14 protein-coding genes are annotated in these 15,828 nt (G+C 69.9%); 9 read left to right on the top strand and 5 right to left on the bottom strand.

The window, feature by feature from the left end; translation table 11 throughout:
• Positions 1 to 53 precede the first annotated feature (53 nt).
• From metG to F1615_RS07085, 3 genes are all read left to right on the top strand, one after another.
• Positions 54 to 1,670 carry a methionine--tRNA ligase gene (metG, locus tag F1615_RS07095; protein ID WP_149548010.1) on the top strand — a complete coding sequence of 539 codons (1,617 nt, stop codon included), beginning with the start codon at positions 54 to 56 and terminating at the stop codon, positions 1,668 to 1,670.
• Positions 1,671 to 1,793: 123 nt separating this feature from the next.
• The gene (locus F1615_RS07090) at positions 1,794 to 2,159 is read left to right on the top strand and encodes a PH domain-containing protein (protein ID WP_037938153.1); all 366 of its coding nucleotides are present in this window, start codon (positions 1,794 to 1,796) and stop codon (positions 2,157 to 2,159) included.
• A gap of 65 nt (positions 2,160 to 2,224) precedes the next feature.
• Complete coding sequence (locus F1615_RS07085) at positions 2,225 to 3,127, top strand: hypothetical protein (protein ID WP_149548009.1); 903 nt, start codon at positions 2,225 to 2,227, stop codon at positions 3,125 to 3,127.
• A 65-nt stretch (positions 3,128 to 3,192) separates the two neighbouring features.
• Here F1615_RS07085 and aspS read toward each other — a convergent pair whose 3' ends face one another.
• The gene (gene aspS / locus F1615_RS07080; RefSeq protein WP_149548008.1) at positions 3,193 to 4,956 is read right to left on the bottom strand and encodes an aspartate--tRNA ligase; all 1,764 of its coding nucleotides are present in this window, start codon (positions 4,954 to 4,956) and stop codon (positions 3,193 to 3,195) included.
• Positions 4,957 to 5,112: 156 nt separating this feature from the next.
• Between aspS and F1615_RS07075 the strand changes: the two genes are divergently transcribed.
• Positions 5,113 to 7,251, top strand: coding sequence for a SpoIIE family protein phosphatase (locus F1615_RS07075; protein ID WP_149548007.1), 2,139 nt, complete (start codon positions 5,113 to 5,115; stop codon positions 7,249 to 7,251).
• A 19-nt stretch (positions 7,252 to 7,270) separates the two neighbouring features.
• On the opposite strand, the gene F1615_RS07070 is transcribed toward F1615_RS07075, so the two are convergent.
• The 3 genes from F1615_RS07070 to F1615_RS07060 all read right to left on the bottom strand — a co-directional run bounded on the left by F1615_RS07070 (position 7,271) and on the right by F1615_RS07060 (position 9,629).
• Positions 7,271 to 7,933, bottom strand: a complete 663-nt coding sequence (locus tag F1615_RS07070; protein WP_149548006.1) for a hypothetical protein — start codon at positions 7,931 to 7,933, stop codon at positions 7,271 to 7,273.
• 131 nt (positions 7,934 to 8,064) lie between these two features.
• Positions 8,065 to 9,045 (bottom strand): pirin family protein, encoded by a 981-nt coding sequence (locus tag F1615_RS07065; protein WP_149548005.1) that lies wholly within the window; start codon positions 9,043 to 9,045, stop codon positions 8,065 to 8,067.
• A 119-nt stretch (positions 9,046 to 9,164) separates the two neighbouring features.
• Positions 9,165 to 9,629, bottom strand: a complete 465-nt coding sequence (locus F1615_RS07060) for an SseB family protein (protein ID WP_149548004.1) — start codon at positions 9,627 to 9,629, stop codon at positions 9,165 to 9,167.
• Between the two features lie 163 nt (positions 9,630 to 9,792).
• Between F1615_RS07060 and F1615_RS07055 the strand changes: the two genes are divergently transcribed.
• From F1615_RS07055 to F1615_RS07040, 4 genes are all read left to right on the top strand, one after another.
• Complete coding sequence (locus F1615_RS07055; protein ID WP_149548003.1) at positions 9,793 to 11,619, top strand: acyl-CoA dehydrogenase; 1,827 nt, start codon at positions 9,793 to 9,795, stop codon at positions 11,617 to 11,619.
• A 78-nt stretch (positions 11,620 to 11,697) separates the two neighbouring features.
• Positions 11,698 to 12,996: a M18 family aminopeptidase gene (locus F1615_RS07050; RefSeq protein WP_149548002.1), complete on the top strand. Its 1,299-nt coding sequence runs from the start codon at positions 11,698 to 11,700 to the stop codon at positions 12,994 to 12,996.
• A 95-nt stretch (positions 12,997 to 13,091) separates the two neighbouring features.
• Positions 13,092 to 13,340, top strand: coding sequence for a DUF6458 family protein (locus tag F1615_RS07045; protein WP_149548001.1), 249 nt, complete (start codon positions 13,092 to 13,094; stop codon positions 13,338 to 13,340).
• Positions 13,341 to 13,488: 148 nt separating this feature from the next.
• Entirely contained in the window at positions 13,489 to 13,983 is a 495-nt protein-coding gene (locus tag F1615_RS07040; RefSeq protein ID WP_149548000.1) for an LURP-one-related/scramblase family protein, read from the top strand.
• Positions 13,984 to 14,003: 20 nt separating this feature from the next.
• Here F1615_RS07040 and F1615_RS07035 read toward each other — a convergent pair whose 3' ends face one another.
• The gene (locus F1615_RS07035; protein WP_149547999.1) at positions 14,004 to 14,798 is read right to left on the bottom strand and encodes a carbon-nitrogen family hydrolase; all 795 of its coding nucleotides are present in this window, start codon (positions 14,796 to 14,798) and stop codon (positions 14,004 to 14,006) included.
• A gap of 182 nt (positions 14,799 to 14,980) precedes the next feature.
• Between F1615_RS07035 and F1615_RS07030 the strand changes: the two genes are divergently transcribed.
• Positions 14,981 to 15,805 carry a maleylpyruvate isomerase family mycothiol-dependent enzyme gene (locus tag F1615_RS07030; RefSeq protein ID WP_149547998.1) on the top strand — a complete coding sequence of 275 codons (825 nt, stop codon included), beginning with the start codon at positions 14,981 to 14,983 and terminating at the stop codon, positions 15,803 to 15,805.
• The last annotated feature ends 23 nt before the right edge of the window (positions 15,806 to 15,828 follow it).

The following is a 15,828-nucleotide window of genomic DNA, read 5'->3' as shown; positions in this document are numbered from 1 at the left end:
GCCCCCCGAAAGGCGTGTGAGCCGACCTCCACCCGCCCAGTAGGATTTCGCCCATGGCGGCCACTGGATCAGAGAAGCAGGGGGCGAAGGCGTACTACGTCTCGACCCCCATCTACTACGTCAACGACGCTCCTCACCTGGGCCACGCCTACACGACCGTCGCAGGCGACGTGCTCACCCGCTGGCACCGCCAGCGCGGCGAGAAGGTGTGGTACCTCACCGGCACGGACGAGCACGGTCAGAAGATCATGCGCACGGCCGAGGCGAACGGGGTCACTCCCCAGGCCTGGGCCGACAAGCTCGTCACGGAGGCCTGGAAGCCCCTGTGGGAGCACCTCGAGATCGCGAACGACGACTTCATCCGCACCACGCAGAAGCGGCACACCGACCGCGTCCAGGAGTTCGTGCAGGACCTGTACGACAAGGGCGAGATCTACAAGGGCGGCTACGAGGGCCCGTACTGCGTGGGCTGCGAGGAGTACAAGCTCCCCGGCGAGCTGCTCGACGGCGAGGGCGACTACTCGGGCCAGAAGCTGTGCCCGATCCACAAGAAGCCGGTGGAGATCCTCAGCGAGGAGAACTACTTCTTCAAGCTGAGCGAGTACAGCGAGAAGCTGCTCGCCCACTACGAGGCCAACCCCGGTTTCATCCAGCCGGAGTCCGCACGCAACGAGGTCGTGAACTTCGTCCGCCAGGGCCTGCAGGACCTCTCCATCTCCCGCTCGACGTTCGACTGGGGCGTGCCGGTCCCCTGGGACGACAAGCACGTCATCTACGTGTGGGTCGACGCGCTGCTGAACTACGCCACGGCGGTCGGCTACAACGAGAACCCGGAGAAGTTCGAGGCCACCTTCCCGGCCGACGTCCACCTGGTCGGCAAGGACATCCTCCGCTTCCACGCGATCATCTGGCCGGCCATGCTGATGGCGCAGGGCCTGCCGCTGCCCGGGAAGATCGCCGCGAACGGCTGGCTGATGGTCGGCGGCGAGAAGATGAGCAAGTCCAACCTGACCGGCATCAAGCCGCAGGACCTCACCTCGCACTTCGGTGTGGACGCGTACCGCTGGTACTTCCTGCGGGCGATCGCGTTCGGCCAGGACGGCAGCTTCTCCTGGGAGGACTTCTCGGCCCGCTACACCAGCGAGCTGGCGAACGACTACGGCAACCTGGCGTCCCGCGTGGCCGCGATGGTCGGCAAGTACTTCGGCGGCGAACTGCCGGCGTCGACGGCCGACGGCGAGGCGGAGCAGGCGATCCACGACGGTCTGGCGAAGGCCGTCACGGAGGCGGACCGCCGCGTCGGCGAGGAGCTGGACTTCCAGGGCGGCATCCTGGCGGTGTTCGACTTCGTGAAGCAGGTCAACGGCTACATCACGGAGCAGGAGCCCTGGAAGGTCGCGAAGGACGAGTCGCCGGAGGGCAGGGCCCGCCTGGCGACGATCCTCTACACCGCCGCGGAGTCCCTCCGCGCCGTGGCCGTCCTCCTCAACCCGGTCATGCCGGAGACCTCCCAGAAGCTCTGGGACTCCCTCGGCGCGGAGTCCTCCCTCGGCGCCCTCGCGGACCAGAAGGTGCAGGAGGCCGCGGCGTGGGGCGTCCTGCCCGCCGGTTCGACGGTCACCAAGGGCGCGGTCCTCTTCCCGCGTCTCGAGGAGAAGCCGACCGCGTAACGTGATCGCTACAGCAGGGGCCCGGGAGACGAGCGGATCTTCTCCCGGGCCCCTCGCCTTGCGAAGATCGTGTGAAGGCGGCCGACGTCCGGCCGCCACCACTCACGTGGGGGGATTCGTTCCATGGCACTCTTCGGCAACGCGCACACCGTCGACCCGGCCCAGGCGCAGCAGGACTACGCCCGTCTGCTGGGGCAGGGCGAGCAGGTGCACGCCGCGTTCCTGCTGATCCGCGACACCATCCTGTTCACCGACCGCCGCCTGATCATGGTCGACAAGCAGGGCATCACCGGCAAGAAGGTGGAGTACCACTCCATCCCGTACCGCAGCATCACCCACTTCGCGGTGGAGACGGCGGGCACCTTCGACCTCGACGCCGAACTGAAGATCTGGCTCTCGGGCTCCCAGGCCCCCATCCAGAAGACCTTCACCAAGGGCGTCGACATCTACGAGGTCCAGGCCATCCTCACCCAGTTCGTGGCCCGCTGACCCGATCAGGTGAACGCCTCGCATCTGCCCCGCGCATAGACCATGGGCGCAGCAGGCTTGCGCTCATGGTCACCGCAACACACGAGGTCTCCCACAAGCTCTTCCAGGAGCATCCGGAGGCCCTCGCACCCGTCTTCGACGCACTTGGCCTGCCACCGCCCACGAAGACGGACTTCCACGAGCTCTCCCCCGACGTCACCGAGATCCGTCCGGTGGAGCGCCGTGCTGACACCGTCCTCAAGTTCGAGCCCGACATGGGTGATCACTTCGTCCTGGCCGTGGAGGCCCAGACGAAGAAGGACCCGGACAAGGCGAGGAACTGGGCGTACTACGTCTCTTATCTGCGCGCGAAGTACGACCTGCCCGTCCTGCTGGTCGCGGTCTGCCGCGACCGCTCGACGGCGGCCTGGGCGATGGGCCCCTTCGAGTGCGCCGTGGGCCCCTGGACCACCCAGGTCACCCGCCCGTTCGTGCTGGGCCCACAGACCGTCCCGGAGATCACTGACGAATCGGTGGTGGTCCAGCAGCCGGCTCTGGCGGCCCTCTCGGCCATTGTTCACAGCCAAAGCCGGAGGGCTGCCGCCATACTGGAAACGGTCGCCCGCGGACTCGTGTCCTTCGAGCCGGACATCACGAAGTACTGGTTCGAGGTGGTGGAGGTCGGTCTGGAGTCCACTCCGACCAGGGAGAACTGGAGGAAGCTGATGCAGAACGTCGTCACCCACTTCCCGGGACACGGAACGCTCTTCGAGGAGAAATACCTCGAGGGGAAGGCCGAAGGCGAGGCCAAGGGCGAGGCCAAGGGAATCCTGCGCGTCCTGGAGGTACGAGGCCTCCCCCTGTCGGAAGACGTCCGTCAGCGGATCACCACCTGCACCGACCTCGGCCGCCTCAACGACTGGCTCGACCGCTCCGGCACGGTGGAGCGCGCGGAGGACCTGTTCACCGAGGACGGTCCGGCGGTCTAGGCGCACGCACGCCGAAGGGGCCCGGAGGCGCTGTGCGCGTCCGGGCCCCTTCGCCGCCGGCGGGGTTACTTCGGCTGCGGCTTGCGCACCGAGAGGTGGAGTTCCTTCAGACGGGCCTCGTCCAGTTCGGTCGGGGCGCCCATCATCAGGTCCTGCGCGTTGCCGTTGAGCGGGAAGGCGATGGTCTCGCGGATGTTGGGCTCGTCGGCGAGCAGCATGACGATGCGGTCCACGCCGGGCGCGATGCCACCGTGCGGCGGGGCGCCGAAGCGGAACGCGCGGAGCATGCCGGCGAACTTCTCCTCGACCGTCTCACGGTCGTAACCCGCGATCTCGAACGCCTTCAGCATGATCTCCGGCTCGTGGTTCCGGATCGCGCCGGAGGACAGCTCGACACCGTTGCAGACGATGTCGTACTGCCAGCCCAGGATGTCCAGCGGGTCCTGGTTCTCCAGGGCCTCCAGACCGCCCTGCGGCATCGAGAAGGGGTTGTGCGAGAAGTCGATCGCGCCGGTGTCCTCGTCCTTCTCGTACATCGGGAAGTCGACGATCCAGCAGAAGCGGAAGACGTCCTCCTCGAAGTGACCGGCGCGCTTCGCGGCCTCGACCCGCACCGCGCCCATGATCTTCGAGACCTCGTCGAACTCGCCCGCGCCGAAGAACACCGCGTGGCCGGGGGCCAGCGAGAGCCGCTTGGTCAGCTCCGCGACGTTCTCCTCGGTGAGGAACTTCGCGATCGGGCCGGACAGCGCACCGTCCTCGCCGACGCGCACCCACGCCAGGCCCTTCGCGCCCTGGGAGACCGCGTAGTCACCGAGCTGGTCGAAGAACTTGCGCGGCTGGCCGGAGACGTCCGGCACCGGCAGCGCGCGCACGTGCTTGCCGGCGAACGCCTTGAACTCCGAGCCCTCGAAGATGTCGGTGATGTCGACGAGCTCCAGCTGGGCGCGCAGGTCCGGCTTGTCGGAGCCGTACTTCAGCATCGCCTCGCGGAAGGGGATGCGCGGGAACGGCGACGTCACATGACGGCCGTTGCCGAACTCCTCGAACAGCTCGGTCATCAGCTTCTCGATGGGCTGGAAGACGTCCTCCTGCTCGACGAAACTCATCTCGACGTCGAGCTGGTAGAACTCGCCCGGCGAGCGGTCCGCGCGGGCGTCCTCGTCACGGAAGCACGGCGCGATCTGGAAGTAGCGGTCGAAGCCGGAGATCATCAGCAGCTGCTTGAACTGCTGCGGCGCCTGCGGCAGCGCGTAGAACTTGCCGGGGTTCAGACGGGAGGGGACCACGAAGTCACGGGCGCCCTCGGGGGAGGTGGCGCTCAGGATCGGCGTCGCCATCTCGTTGAAGCCCAGCGCCGTCATCTTCCGGCGGATCGCCGAGATGACCGACGTACGCAGCAGGATGTTGCGGTGCATGCGCTCGCGGCGCAGGTCCAGGAAGCGGTACTCCAGGCGCCGCTCCTCGTTGACGCCGTCCTCGGCGTTGATGGTGAAGGGGAGCGGGGCCGCCGCGCCGAGCACCTCGACCACGGAGACCTCGACCTCGACCTCACCGGTCGGCAGCTCGGGGTTGACGTTCTCCGTGCCGCGGGAGACGACCTTGCCGTCGACGCGGACCACGGTCTCCTTGGACAGCTTGTCCAGCGCCTCGTACGCCTCGGTGCCCGGCCGGGCCACGAGCTGCGTGATGCCGTAGTGATCGCGCAGATCGATGAAGAGGATGCCGCCCAGGTCGCGCCGATTGTGCAGCCAGCCACTCAGCCGGACGTCGGTGCCGACGTCAGAGGCGCGGAGCTCGCCGCAGGTGTGGGACCTGTACCGATGCATCGTCGTTCATCCAGCCTTCGCGGATCGGGGTCGTTGTTTCACGTGAAACTGCCCCAAGCCTACCGGCCGCCCCATGATCGCTTCTCCGCCCTTGTGCGTAGGGCGGGCATCCGTCTTCGGTGGAAGTTTTCGGCACCATCTTCATAAAGTGGTGCAATGCGCACGCGTGAGCCCCTGCCCGCCCTGGGGGACGTCCTCGCCGCCCTCGACACCGGCGTGTGGCACTGGGACACCGCATCCGGGCTGGTCACGGTCGACGCCGTGGCGGCCCGGCTGCTCGGACTGGCCCCCGAGCAGGCCACCCTCACGGAGGCCCAGGTCCGGGCGCGGCTGCACCCCGTCGACTGGAACGAGATCACGGGAGTGGTCCAGCTCGCCGTCGCCGAGGGGACTCTCGCCGAGGTGCGGATCCGGATCATGAACGGCCAGAACCAGGTCGTCCGGGTGGTGCGCAGCCGGTCCAAGCCCTCCTTCGACCCCGCGCGCAAGGCCTACGTCCTGACCGGCTCCCTCCAGGAGGTCACCGAGCCGACGCCGGGAACACCCGCCGGGCGCAGGGCGGTCACCGGCGACTGGCGGCGCTCCCGCGAGGCGTTCCTGCTGGACGCGGGCCGTGCGCTGGCGGAGGCGCGGTCGACGCAGGAGGTGCTGCGGGTCACGGCCAACCTGTCGATGCCGGGTTTCTCGCCGGACGGGCTGGCCGTGTTCGGCGTGGAGGGCGACCGGCTCACGATCATCGGCCACCACGGACACGAGCCCGGTGCCGACAACCCCTTCTACATGCCCCTGGACACGGACTACCCGGCCGCCGAGGTGGTGCGCACGGGCCGGGCGGTCTATCTCTCCTCCCCGGAGCAGTACAGGGCCCGCTACCCGCTCACCTGGCCGCTCGCCCAGCGCTTCGGGCGTCAGTCCTGGGCGTTCCTGCCGCTGACCGCGTCCGGCCGCACGATGGGCGCCTGGCTGGCGGCCTTCGCCTACCCGGTCGCGTTCACCCCCGACGAGCGCTCCGTGCTGACCACGGTGGCCCGGATGCTGGCCCAGGCGCTGACCCGCGCGGGCACCGCCGAGAGCGAGCGGGCGCTGACCGACGGTCTGCAACGCTCGATGATGCCGAAGCTCGGCCCGGGCATCCCGGGCATGAGCGTCGCCGCCCGCTACGTCCCCACCGGCGGCGGGCTCCAGGTCGGCGGCGACTGGTACGACGTGATCCCGCTGCCGGGCAAGCGGTTCGCCCTGGTCATCGGCGACGTCCAGGGCCATGACGTACGGGCCGCCGGTCTGATGGGGCAGTTGCGCATAGCCCTGCGGGCCTACGCCGCCGAGGGCCACCGGCCCGACGCCGTGCTCTCCCGCGCCTCCCGCTTCCTGCACGGCGTCGGCGAGGCGGACCCCGCCGAAATGCGCTTCGCGACCTGTCTGTACGCCGAGGTCGACCCCGTGAGCGGCGTGCTGGAGGTCGCCCGCGCGGGCCACCCGGAGCCGGTGATCCGCATGGCCGACGCGACGGTGCTGACCCGGGCGACGGCGGGCGGGCTGCCGCTGGGCGTCGACCCGGACGCCGACTACCCCACCACACGGATCGTCCTGGAGTCCGGCGAGACCATGATGATCTGCACGGACGGGCTGATCGAGACCGGCGGCCACGACCTGGACACCGGCTGGCAGCGCCTGCGCGGCATCCTCGAGGAGCACCGGGGCAACCAGGAGGAACTGGCCGACGCCCTGGTCCAGGCGGTGCACGGCCCCTCCTCGCACCACACCACCGGCCCGCTGGCCGACCGGCGCGAGGACGACATCGCCGTCCTGCTGCTGTCCCGGCAGGGCGAGGGCTGCGGCTGCGGCGCGGAGCCGGACACGGTACGGCCGCCGGTGCGCCGCACGATGCTGACCGTGGCGCAGGCCGAGCCCGAGCGGATCGCCGTGGCCCGGCACCAGCTGCGCGAACTGCTGCACGACTGGTCCTCGCCGGACCAGGTGGACTCGGCGGTGCTGCTGCTGTCGGAGGTGCTCACCAATGTCCTCGTGCACACCGACGCCGACGCCCTGCTGCTCGCCGAGGTCACCGACGGGGGAGACGGCCGCCGGATACGGGTCGAGGTCACCGACGCCGGCGACGACCTGCCGCACCTGCGCAGACCGGGCGAGCTGGCGTCCTCCGGGCGGGGCCTGGTCCTGGTCGAACTCCTCGCCCACACCTGGGGCGTCGACCCGCGCGGCGCGGGCAAGAGCATCTGGTTCGAGCTGTACGAACACGGGGACGGGGCCGGGCCCCACCGCGACGGGCGCGGCTGAACGGCCGGATGCCCGCCGGTCACGCCGATGTGCCGGTGTCCGGGCCGCTCGTCCGGCGAAGGGCGTTCCCGTGTCCGGGGAGCTGCCCGCCCGGCGGCAGGTAGCGCAGCCGTCCGCCCGGCTCGGTCACCGGAGTGAACCCGGCGGCCCGCAGCAGGGCCGCCTGCCGGACCAGACAGCGCCGGTTGCGGACGAACCCGACGGCGATGAACGCCATCAGCAAAGCCCAGACGGCGCCGATGACGGCAGCGCCGGTGGTGCCCACACCGAGCTGGACGCCCAGACACAGGGCGAGCACGGTGAAGCCGGCACTCGAGACCGCTGCCATCAGCTTCGAGGTGTTCACGGCGACGATGTCGTACCCGATGCGGGCCTTGAGCAACTCGACCCCGGCGGGCACGAGGGGCGGCAGCCCGCCGCTGTCGGCGGCGCGCGGATACCGCTCCCGGTTCCGCGCGGCCCGCTCGCGCGACTGCGCGCCATGATCGGGCACGAGCGACATCACGTACCTGTCGCCCTGCGGCCCGCCCCGCCGTGTGTCCTCGTACGCGTACCCGAACTGCTCGGCGATGAAGGCGAGACGGGCGAAGGTCTTCACCGTCGCCATAACGGGGGCGACCGCGACGGGCTCCCCGCTCGCCATCTGGCGCAGCATCTTCCGGACCACCCGGCGCTCGCTCACCCCTGCCCCTCCCGACACCCCGGCCGCGGACGGACATCATCGCGTCCGCCCGCGGCCGGATCACTGCCGGATCCGGGAAGTCTTCGAGCACCGTCGTTGCCGACCGCGGGACCGCCCGCGTCAGCCACCGGTCAGGCGTCCTGCGGGCCCTTCTCCGTCATGCCGTGCACCGCGGGGATCGTGCCCAGGCGGCCCTTCTGGAAGTCCTCGAAGGCCTGCATGAGCTCGTCCTTGGTGTTCATCACGAACGGGCCGTAGTGGGCCATCGGTTCACGGATCGGCCTGCCGCCGAGGAGGACGACCTCCAGGTCCGGGGTGTGGGAGTCCTGCTTCCCGTCCGCGCGGACGGTCAGCGAGGAGCCGGCGCCGAACACCGCGGTCTGGCCCAGCCGGACCGGACGCCGCTCGGCACCGACCGACCCGCGCCCGGCCATGACGTAGGCCAGGCCGTTGAAGTCCTCCCGCCAGGGCAGGGTGACCTCGGCGCCGGGCGCCAGCGTCGCGTGGATCATCGTGATCGGCGTGTGCGTGATGCCCGGCCCCTCGTGGCCGTCCAGCTCACCGGCGATGACGCGCAGCAGCGCGCCGCCGTCGGGGGAGGTGAGGAGCTGGACGCTGCCGCTGCGGATGTCCTGGTAGCGCGGCGCCATCATCTTGTCCTTGGCGGGGAGATTCACCCACAGCTGGAGCCCGTGGAAGAGCCCGCCGGACATGACGAGCTGCTCCGGCGGCGCCTCGATGTGCAGCAGTCCGGCGCCGGCCGTCATCCACTGGGTGTCGCCGTTGGTGATGGTGCCGCCACCGCCGTTGGAGTCCTGGTGGTCGAAGATCCCGTCGATGATGTAGGTGACGGTCTCGAAGCCGCGGTGGGGGTGCCAGGGGGTGCCCTTGGGCTCCCCGGGCGCGTACTCCACCTCACCCATCTGGTCCATCATGATGAACGGGTCGAGATGGCGGTAGTTGATCCCCGCGAACGCCCGGCGCACCGGGAAGCCCTCGCCCTCGAAACCGCTCGGCGCGGTCGTGACGGTGAGCACGGGACGTGCCACGGCATCGGCGGGAGCGGTCACTCGGGGCAGCGTCAACGGGTTCTCGACGGTCACTGCAGGCATGTCGGTACCTCCTCGGGTACGCCCAGTTTAGTTGAGCGTTGAACTTCCTGCCACCGCAACAGAGAAAGCCCGGAGGGAATTCCCTCCGGGCTTTGGCGCGGGCGCCGAACGGGCCGTCCTCAGCCGTACATCCGGCGCATGGCGAACTCGACCATCTGCTCCACGGCCTTCGCGTCGAACACCATCCGGTGCTCGCCCTCCATGTCGAGCACGAAGCCGTAGCCGGTCGGCAGCAGGTCGATCACCTCGGCGCCGGTGATCACGAAGTACTTGGACTCCTTGCCGGCGTACCGCCGCAGCTCCTTCAGCGAGGTGAACATCGGGATCACCGGCTGCTGGGTGTTGTGCAGGGCGAGGAATCCGGGGTTGTCACCGCGCGGGCAGTAGACCTTGGACGTGGCGAAGACCTGCTGGAAGTCCTCGGCCGCCATCTGCCCCGTGGTGAACGCGCGCACGGCGTCGGCGAGCGAGGGCGCGGACGGCTCCGGATACAGCGGCGTCTGCTGCCCGTACCCGCCCGGCATCTGCTGCTGCGGCGGGACGTAACCCTGTTGTGTCCCCGCGCTCTGGTCGTAGCCGTACATGCCGCACAGACTACTGACCCCGCGGGAGGGCTGGGTCACAGATGTCCGGATCGGGGTTGCTTCTTATTACCGACGGGTAGCATCATCGGAGCTACTTGTCGGTACGTGAATCAGCTGCGAGGAGTCAGTGCCTCGCCGATCCCTCTCTAACGGAGCCGTCGCCATGGGGCACTACAAGTCGAATCTCCGCGACATCGAGTTCAACCTCTTCGAGGTACTCGGGCGCGACAAGCTGTACGGCACGGGCCCGTTCGAGGAGATGGACACCGAGACCGCGAAAAGCGTCCTCGACGAGCTCACCCGGCTCGCGGAGAACGAGCTGGCCGAGTCCTTCACGGACGCCGACCGCAACCCGCCGGTCTTCGACCCGGAGACCAGCACCGCACCGGTGCCGGCGTCCTTCAAGAAGAGCTACCAGGCCTTCATGGACTCCGAGTACTGGCGTCTGGGACTGCCCGAGCCCATCGGCGGCACCACCGCGCCCCCCTCGCTGATCTGGGCGTACGCCGAGCTGATCCTGGGCGCCAACCCGGCCGTGTGGATGTACTCCTCCGGTCCGGCCTTCGCCGGGATCCTCCACGACGAGGGCAACGAGGTCCAGAAGAAGATCGCGCAGATCGCCGTCGACCGGCAGTGGGGCTCCACGATGGTCCTCACCGAGCCGGACGCCGGCTCGGACGTGGGCGCCGGCCGCACCAAGGCCATACAGCAGGAGGACGGTTCCTGGCACATCGAGGGCGTGAAGCGGTTCATCACGTCCGGTGAGCACGACATGTCGGAGAACATCCTCCACTACGTGCTGGCCCGCCCCGAGGGCGCGGGACCCGGCACCAAGGGCCTGTCCCTCTTCCTCGTCCCGAAGTACCTCTTCGACTTCGAGACCGGCGAGCTGGGCGAGCGCAACGGCGTCTACGCCACGAACGTCGAGCACAAGATGGGCCTGAAGGCCTCCAACACCTGCGAGATGACCTTCGGCGACCGGCACCCCGCCAAGGGCTGGCTGATCGGCGACAAGCACGACGGCATCCGCCAGATGTTCCGCATCATCGAGTTCGCCCGCATGATGGTCGGCACGAAGGCGATCTCCACGCTGTCGACGGGCTACCTGAACGCGCTGGAGTACGCCAAGGAGCGCGTCCAGGGCCCCGACCTGGCGAACTTCATGGACAAGACCGCGCCCAAGGTCACCATCACCCACCACCCCGACGTGCGCCGCTCGCTGATGACGCAGAAGGCGTACGCGGAGGGCATGCGCGCCCTCGTCCTGTACACCGCGTCCGTCCAGGACACGATCGCGGTCAAGGAGGCGGCGGGCGAGGACGTGTCGGCCGAGCACGCGCTCAACGACCTGCTCCTGCCCATCGTCAAGGGCTACGGCTCCGAGAAGGGCTACGAGCAGCTCGCCCAGTCGCTGCAGACCTTCGGCGGCTCCGGCTTCCTGCAGGAGTACCCGATCGAGCAGTACATCCGGGACTCCAAGATCGACACCCTGTACGAGGGCACCACCGCGATCCAGGGCCAGGACTTCTTCTTCCGGAAGATCGTCCGCAACCAGGGCGCGGCGCTGAACACGCTCGCCGAGGACATCAAGAAGTTCCTGGCGCTCGGCGAGGGCGGCGAGGAGCTGGCGGGCGCCCGTGAGCACCTGGCCAAGGCGGCCGTCGAGCTGGAGGCCATCGTCGGCCTGATGCTCACCGACCTCGCGGCCACCGAGCAGGACGTCAAGAACATCTACAAGGTGGGTCTCAACACCACCCGCCTGCTGATGGCCTCCGGCGACGTGATCGTCGGCTACCTGCTCCTCAAGGGCGCCGCGGTCGCCGCGGACAAGCTGGCGACGGCCACCGCCAAGGACCAGGCCTTCTACACCGGCAAGATCGCCGCGGCGAAGTTCTTCGCGGCCACCGTCCTGCCCGGCGTCACCCTGGCCCGCAAGGTCGCCGAGGGCGTCGGACTGGACCTGATGGAACTGGACGAGGCGGCGTTCTAGGACGACCCCGTACAGACCCTCACGAGGGCCCGCTCCCGCACCGGGAAGCGGGCCCTCGCCCTCGTTAAGGTGAACCCCATGAGCGAACCCCCCCGCTTCGATCGCGGTCACACCGACGACCTCATGTCCTTCCTGGCGGCCAGTCCCACGCCGTACCACGCCGTGGCGAACGCCGCCGAGCGGCTGGAGAAGGCGGGCTTCCGGCAGGTCGCGGAGTCGGACGCCTGGGACGCGACGGCCGGTGGCAAGTACGTCCTGCGCGGCGGTGCGATCATCGCCTGGTACGTCCCCGAGGGCGCCCCCGCACACGCCCCGTTCCGGATCGTCGGCGCCCACACCGACTCCCCCAACCTGCGCGTGAAGCCCCGGCCCGACAGCGGGGCGCACGGCTGGCGCCAGGTGGCCGTGGAGATCTACGGCGGTCCGCTGCTCAACTCCTGGCTCGACCGCGACCTGGGCCTGGCCGGCCGGCTGTCCCTGCGCGACGGCTCCACCCGCCTGGTCAACGTCGACCGTCCCCTGCTGCGAGTCCCCCAGCTCGCCATCCACCTGGACCGCTCGGTGAACGCCGACGGCCTCAAGCTCGACAAGCAGCGGCACACGCAGCCGGTCTGGGGCATGGGCGACGACGTCCGCGACGGCGACCTCATCGCCTTCCTGGAGGAGACCGCCGGCCTCCCGTCCGGCGAGGTCACCGGCTGGGACCTGATGGTCCACTCCGTCGAACCGCCCGCCTACCTGGGCCGCGACCGCGAACTGGTGGCGGGCCCGCGCATGGACAACCTGCTGTCCGTGCACGCCGGTACGGCGGCACTCGCCGCCGCGGCGGGCCGGGGCTCCGGCCTCTCCCGCATCCCCGTCCTCGCCGCCTTCGACCACGAGGAGAACGGCTCCCAGTCCGACACCGGTGCCGACGGCCCGCTGCTCGGCGGCGTGCTGGAGCGTTCGGTGTTCGCGCGCGGCGGCTCGTACGAGGACCGGGCGCGCGCCTTCGCCGGCTCCGTCTGCCTGTCCTCCGACACCGGTCACGCCGTCCACCCCAACTACGCGGAGCGGCACGACCCGACGCACCACCCGCGCGTCGACGGCGGCCCCATCCTCAAGGTCAACGTCAACAACCGCTACGCCACGGACGGTTCGGGCCGCTCGGTGTTCGCGGCGGCCTGCGAGAAGGCGGGCGTCCCCTTCCAGTCCTTCGTCTCCAACAACGCGATGCCGTGCGGCACCACCATCGGCCCGATCACCGCGGCCCGCCACGGCATCCGGACCGTGGACATCGGCGTGGCCATCCTGTCGATGCACAGCGCACGCGAACTGTGCGGCGCCAACGACCCGTTCCTGCTGGCGAACGCGCTCGTCGCGTTCCTCGAGGACTAGCCGGCCGCCCTGCGCCCCCTGCGCGACGGCGCATGGGTGCCGCCCCTCCGGGTACCCGGAGGTGACCGGAAGGACCGGACAGGAAGGCGACACTCATGGGCCTCGGCGGATGCATACTCCTCATCGCCGTGGGAGCAATTCTCACGTTCGCGACCGACTGGGACATGCAGGGAGTCAACCTGGATCTGGTCGGCGTCATCTTCATGATCGTCGGACTGATAGGGGTGGCGACCTTCAGCAGCATCGCCCGGCGCAGGCGGGTCGTGGTGCCCCCGGCCACCCCGGTCGTCGACGACACCCGGCCCCGCACCCGCGACGGCTACAGCGACGGGTACGGGGTCTGACCCGGCGTCCGACGCCACGAGGGCGCGGGGGAGATCCACTCCCCCGCGCCCTTCTTTCGTCACCGTGGGGCGTCGTCGAGCCGAACGGGGGTCAGCCCCTCGGCCCAGCGGCGACGTTTCGGTCCGGGACGCGGGGAAGTCCTGGGGCATGAGATTTCTCGTGCGGGACCGGATTCTCGGTATCGGGGACGACTACTGGATCGAGGACGACCGGGGCAACAAGGTCTTCCTCGTCGACGGCAAGGCCCTGCGGCTGCGGGACACCTTCGAGCTGAAGGACACCGAGGGGCGGGTGCTCGTCGACATCCGCCGGAAGATGTTCGCCCTGCGGGACACCATGGTGATCGAACGGGGCGGCGAGCCGCTGGCCACCGTCCGGCGCAAGCGGCTGTCGCTGCTGCGCAACCACTACCGGGTGGCCCTGGCGGACGGCAGCACCGAACTCGACGTCAGCGGCCGCGTCCTTGAACGGGAGTTCGCCGTCGAGTACGACGGCGAACTGCTCGCCGTGATCTCACGGCGGTGGCTGCACGTCCGGGAGACGTACGGCGTCGACGTCGTGCGCGAGGACGCGGACCCGGCCCTGCTGATCGCGGTGGCCGTGTGCGTGATCAATCTGGCGGAGAAGGAGCGGGAGGACTGAGGGTTCCCGCGGGCGACGCGTCAGCGGCGGGGGCGGTCCAGGCCCAGGACGCGGTCCTTGAGGGCGGGGAAGCGTTCGCGGGTGCCCGCCACCGCCGCCGGGTCGAAGTCGACCGTGAGGGCCTCCTCGCCGGGGCCCGCCTCGGCCAGGACCTCGCCCCAGGGATCCACCACGATCGAGTGACCCGCCTGCGGAACCCCCGCGTGCGTCCCGGCCGTTCCACACGCGAGGACGAAGGCCTGGTTCTCCACCGCCCGTGCCCGGGCCAGCAGCGTCCAGTGGTCCCGGCGGCGCTCCGGCCAGCCCGCCGGGACGACGAAGGTCTCGGCACCGGCGTCGACGAGACCGCGGAAGAGTTCGGGGAAACGGAGGTCGTAACAGGTGGCCACGCCGACCACCGTGTGCGGCAGACGGACCGTCACCAGCTGGTCGCCCGCTCCCATCAGCACGGCCTCGCCCTTGTCGAAGCCGAAGCGGTGGATCTTGCGGTAGGCGGCGGCCAGGTCGCCGGAGGGGGAGAAGACGAGAGAGGTGTTGTAGAGCGGTCCCCCGGGGTCGCGTTCGGGAATCGAGCCCGCGTGCAGCCACACGCCCGCGTCGCTCGCGGCCTCGGCCATCGCCTCGAAGGTCGGCCCTTCGAGCGGTTCCGCCTCGCCGGCGAACTCCTCGTACGCGAACGCGCCCGTGGTCCACAGCTCCGGCAGCACGACGAGATCGGCACCGGCCTGATCCCGTACCATCCCGGCGACGCGGCGCCGGCGCGATTCGACCGGTTCGCCCTCGTTCACGGCGACTTGGAGCAAGGAAGCGCGCACACTACCACCGTCCTGGCATTCGACCCGCGCACACGGGCCTACGATCGTCACACGAAAGCACTGCCGGGGTGCCTCGGAGCAGCGTAACTTAGCGACCCGAGACACCCGTGAAGTGCAGCCACCGCCCACTGGCACAGCCGCCACAACCTGCCCGTGTACCGACCGCCGAGGGGTCCCGTTCCGTGAGCCTGCATCCCACCCTCCAGCCCTACGCCGACGCCTGGACCCACTCCATCGAGGCGATATCCGAGCTGGTGCAGCCGCTCCCGGAGGCCGACTGGAACCGGCGGACGCCGTGCCCGGGCTGGTCGGTCCGTGACATCGTCTCGCACGTCATCGGCCTGGACTCCGAGATGTACGGCGACCCGCGCCCCATCCACACCCTGCCGCGCGACCTGTTCCACGTCACCAACGACCACCAGCGGTACATGGAGATGCAGGTCGACGTGCGCCGCCACCACACGGCGCCCGAGATGACCTCCGAGCTGGAGCTCATGATCATCCGCCGCAACCGCCAGCTGCGGAACGAGTCGCGCGAGCCCGGCACCAAGGTGCGCGGCCCGCTGGGCACGGAGCTCACGCTGGAGGAGTCCATGCGCCGGCACGCGTTCGACGTGTGGGCGCACGAGCAGGATCTGCGCGCGGCCCTCGGCCGGCCCGGCAACCTCGACTCCCCCGGCGCGCACGTCGCCCGGGACGTGCTGCTCGCCGAGCTGCCGCGCGTGGTGGCCGAGCGGGCGCAGGCGCCGCGCAGCTCGGCCGTCGTCATCGACGTCCACGGCCCGGTGGAGTTCCTGCGCACGATCCGCGTCGACATCCAGGGCCGCGGCACCCTGGAGACCGCCCCGGCCCTGGGCCCCGCCGCCACCCTCACCCTCGACTGGGAGACCTACGTCCGCCTGGCCTGCGGCCGCGTGACCCCGGAAGGGGTGGCGGACCGGGTCAAGACCGAGGGCGACCTGGATTTGGCGGCGGCGATCCTGCGCCACTTCGCCGTGACGCCGTAAGCCGCGTACCCGCAGGGGCGGGA

The sequence above is a fragment of the Streptomyces marokkonensis genome (assembly GCF_008312835.1).
Lineage (GTDB): Bacteria > Actinomycetota > Actinomycetes > Streptomycetales > Streptomycetaceae > Streptomyces > Streptomyces marokkonensis_A.
Note: the sequence above shows the minus strand (reverse complement) of the source record. Positions and strands in the feature narration are given on the sequence as shown.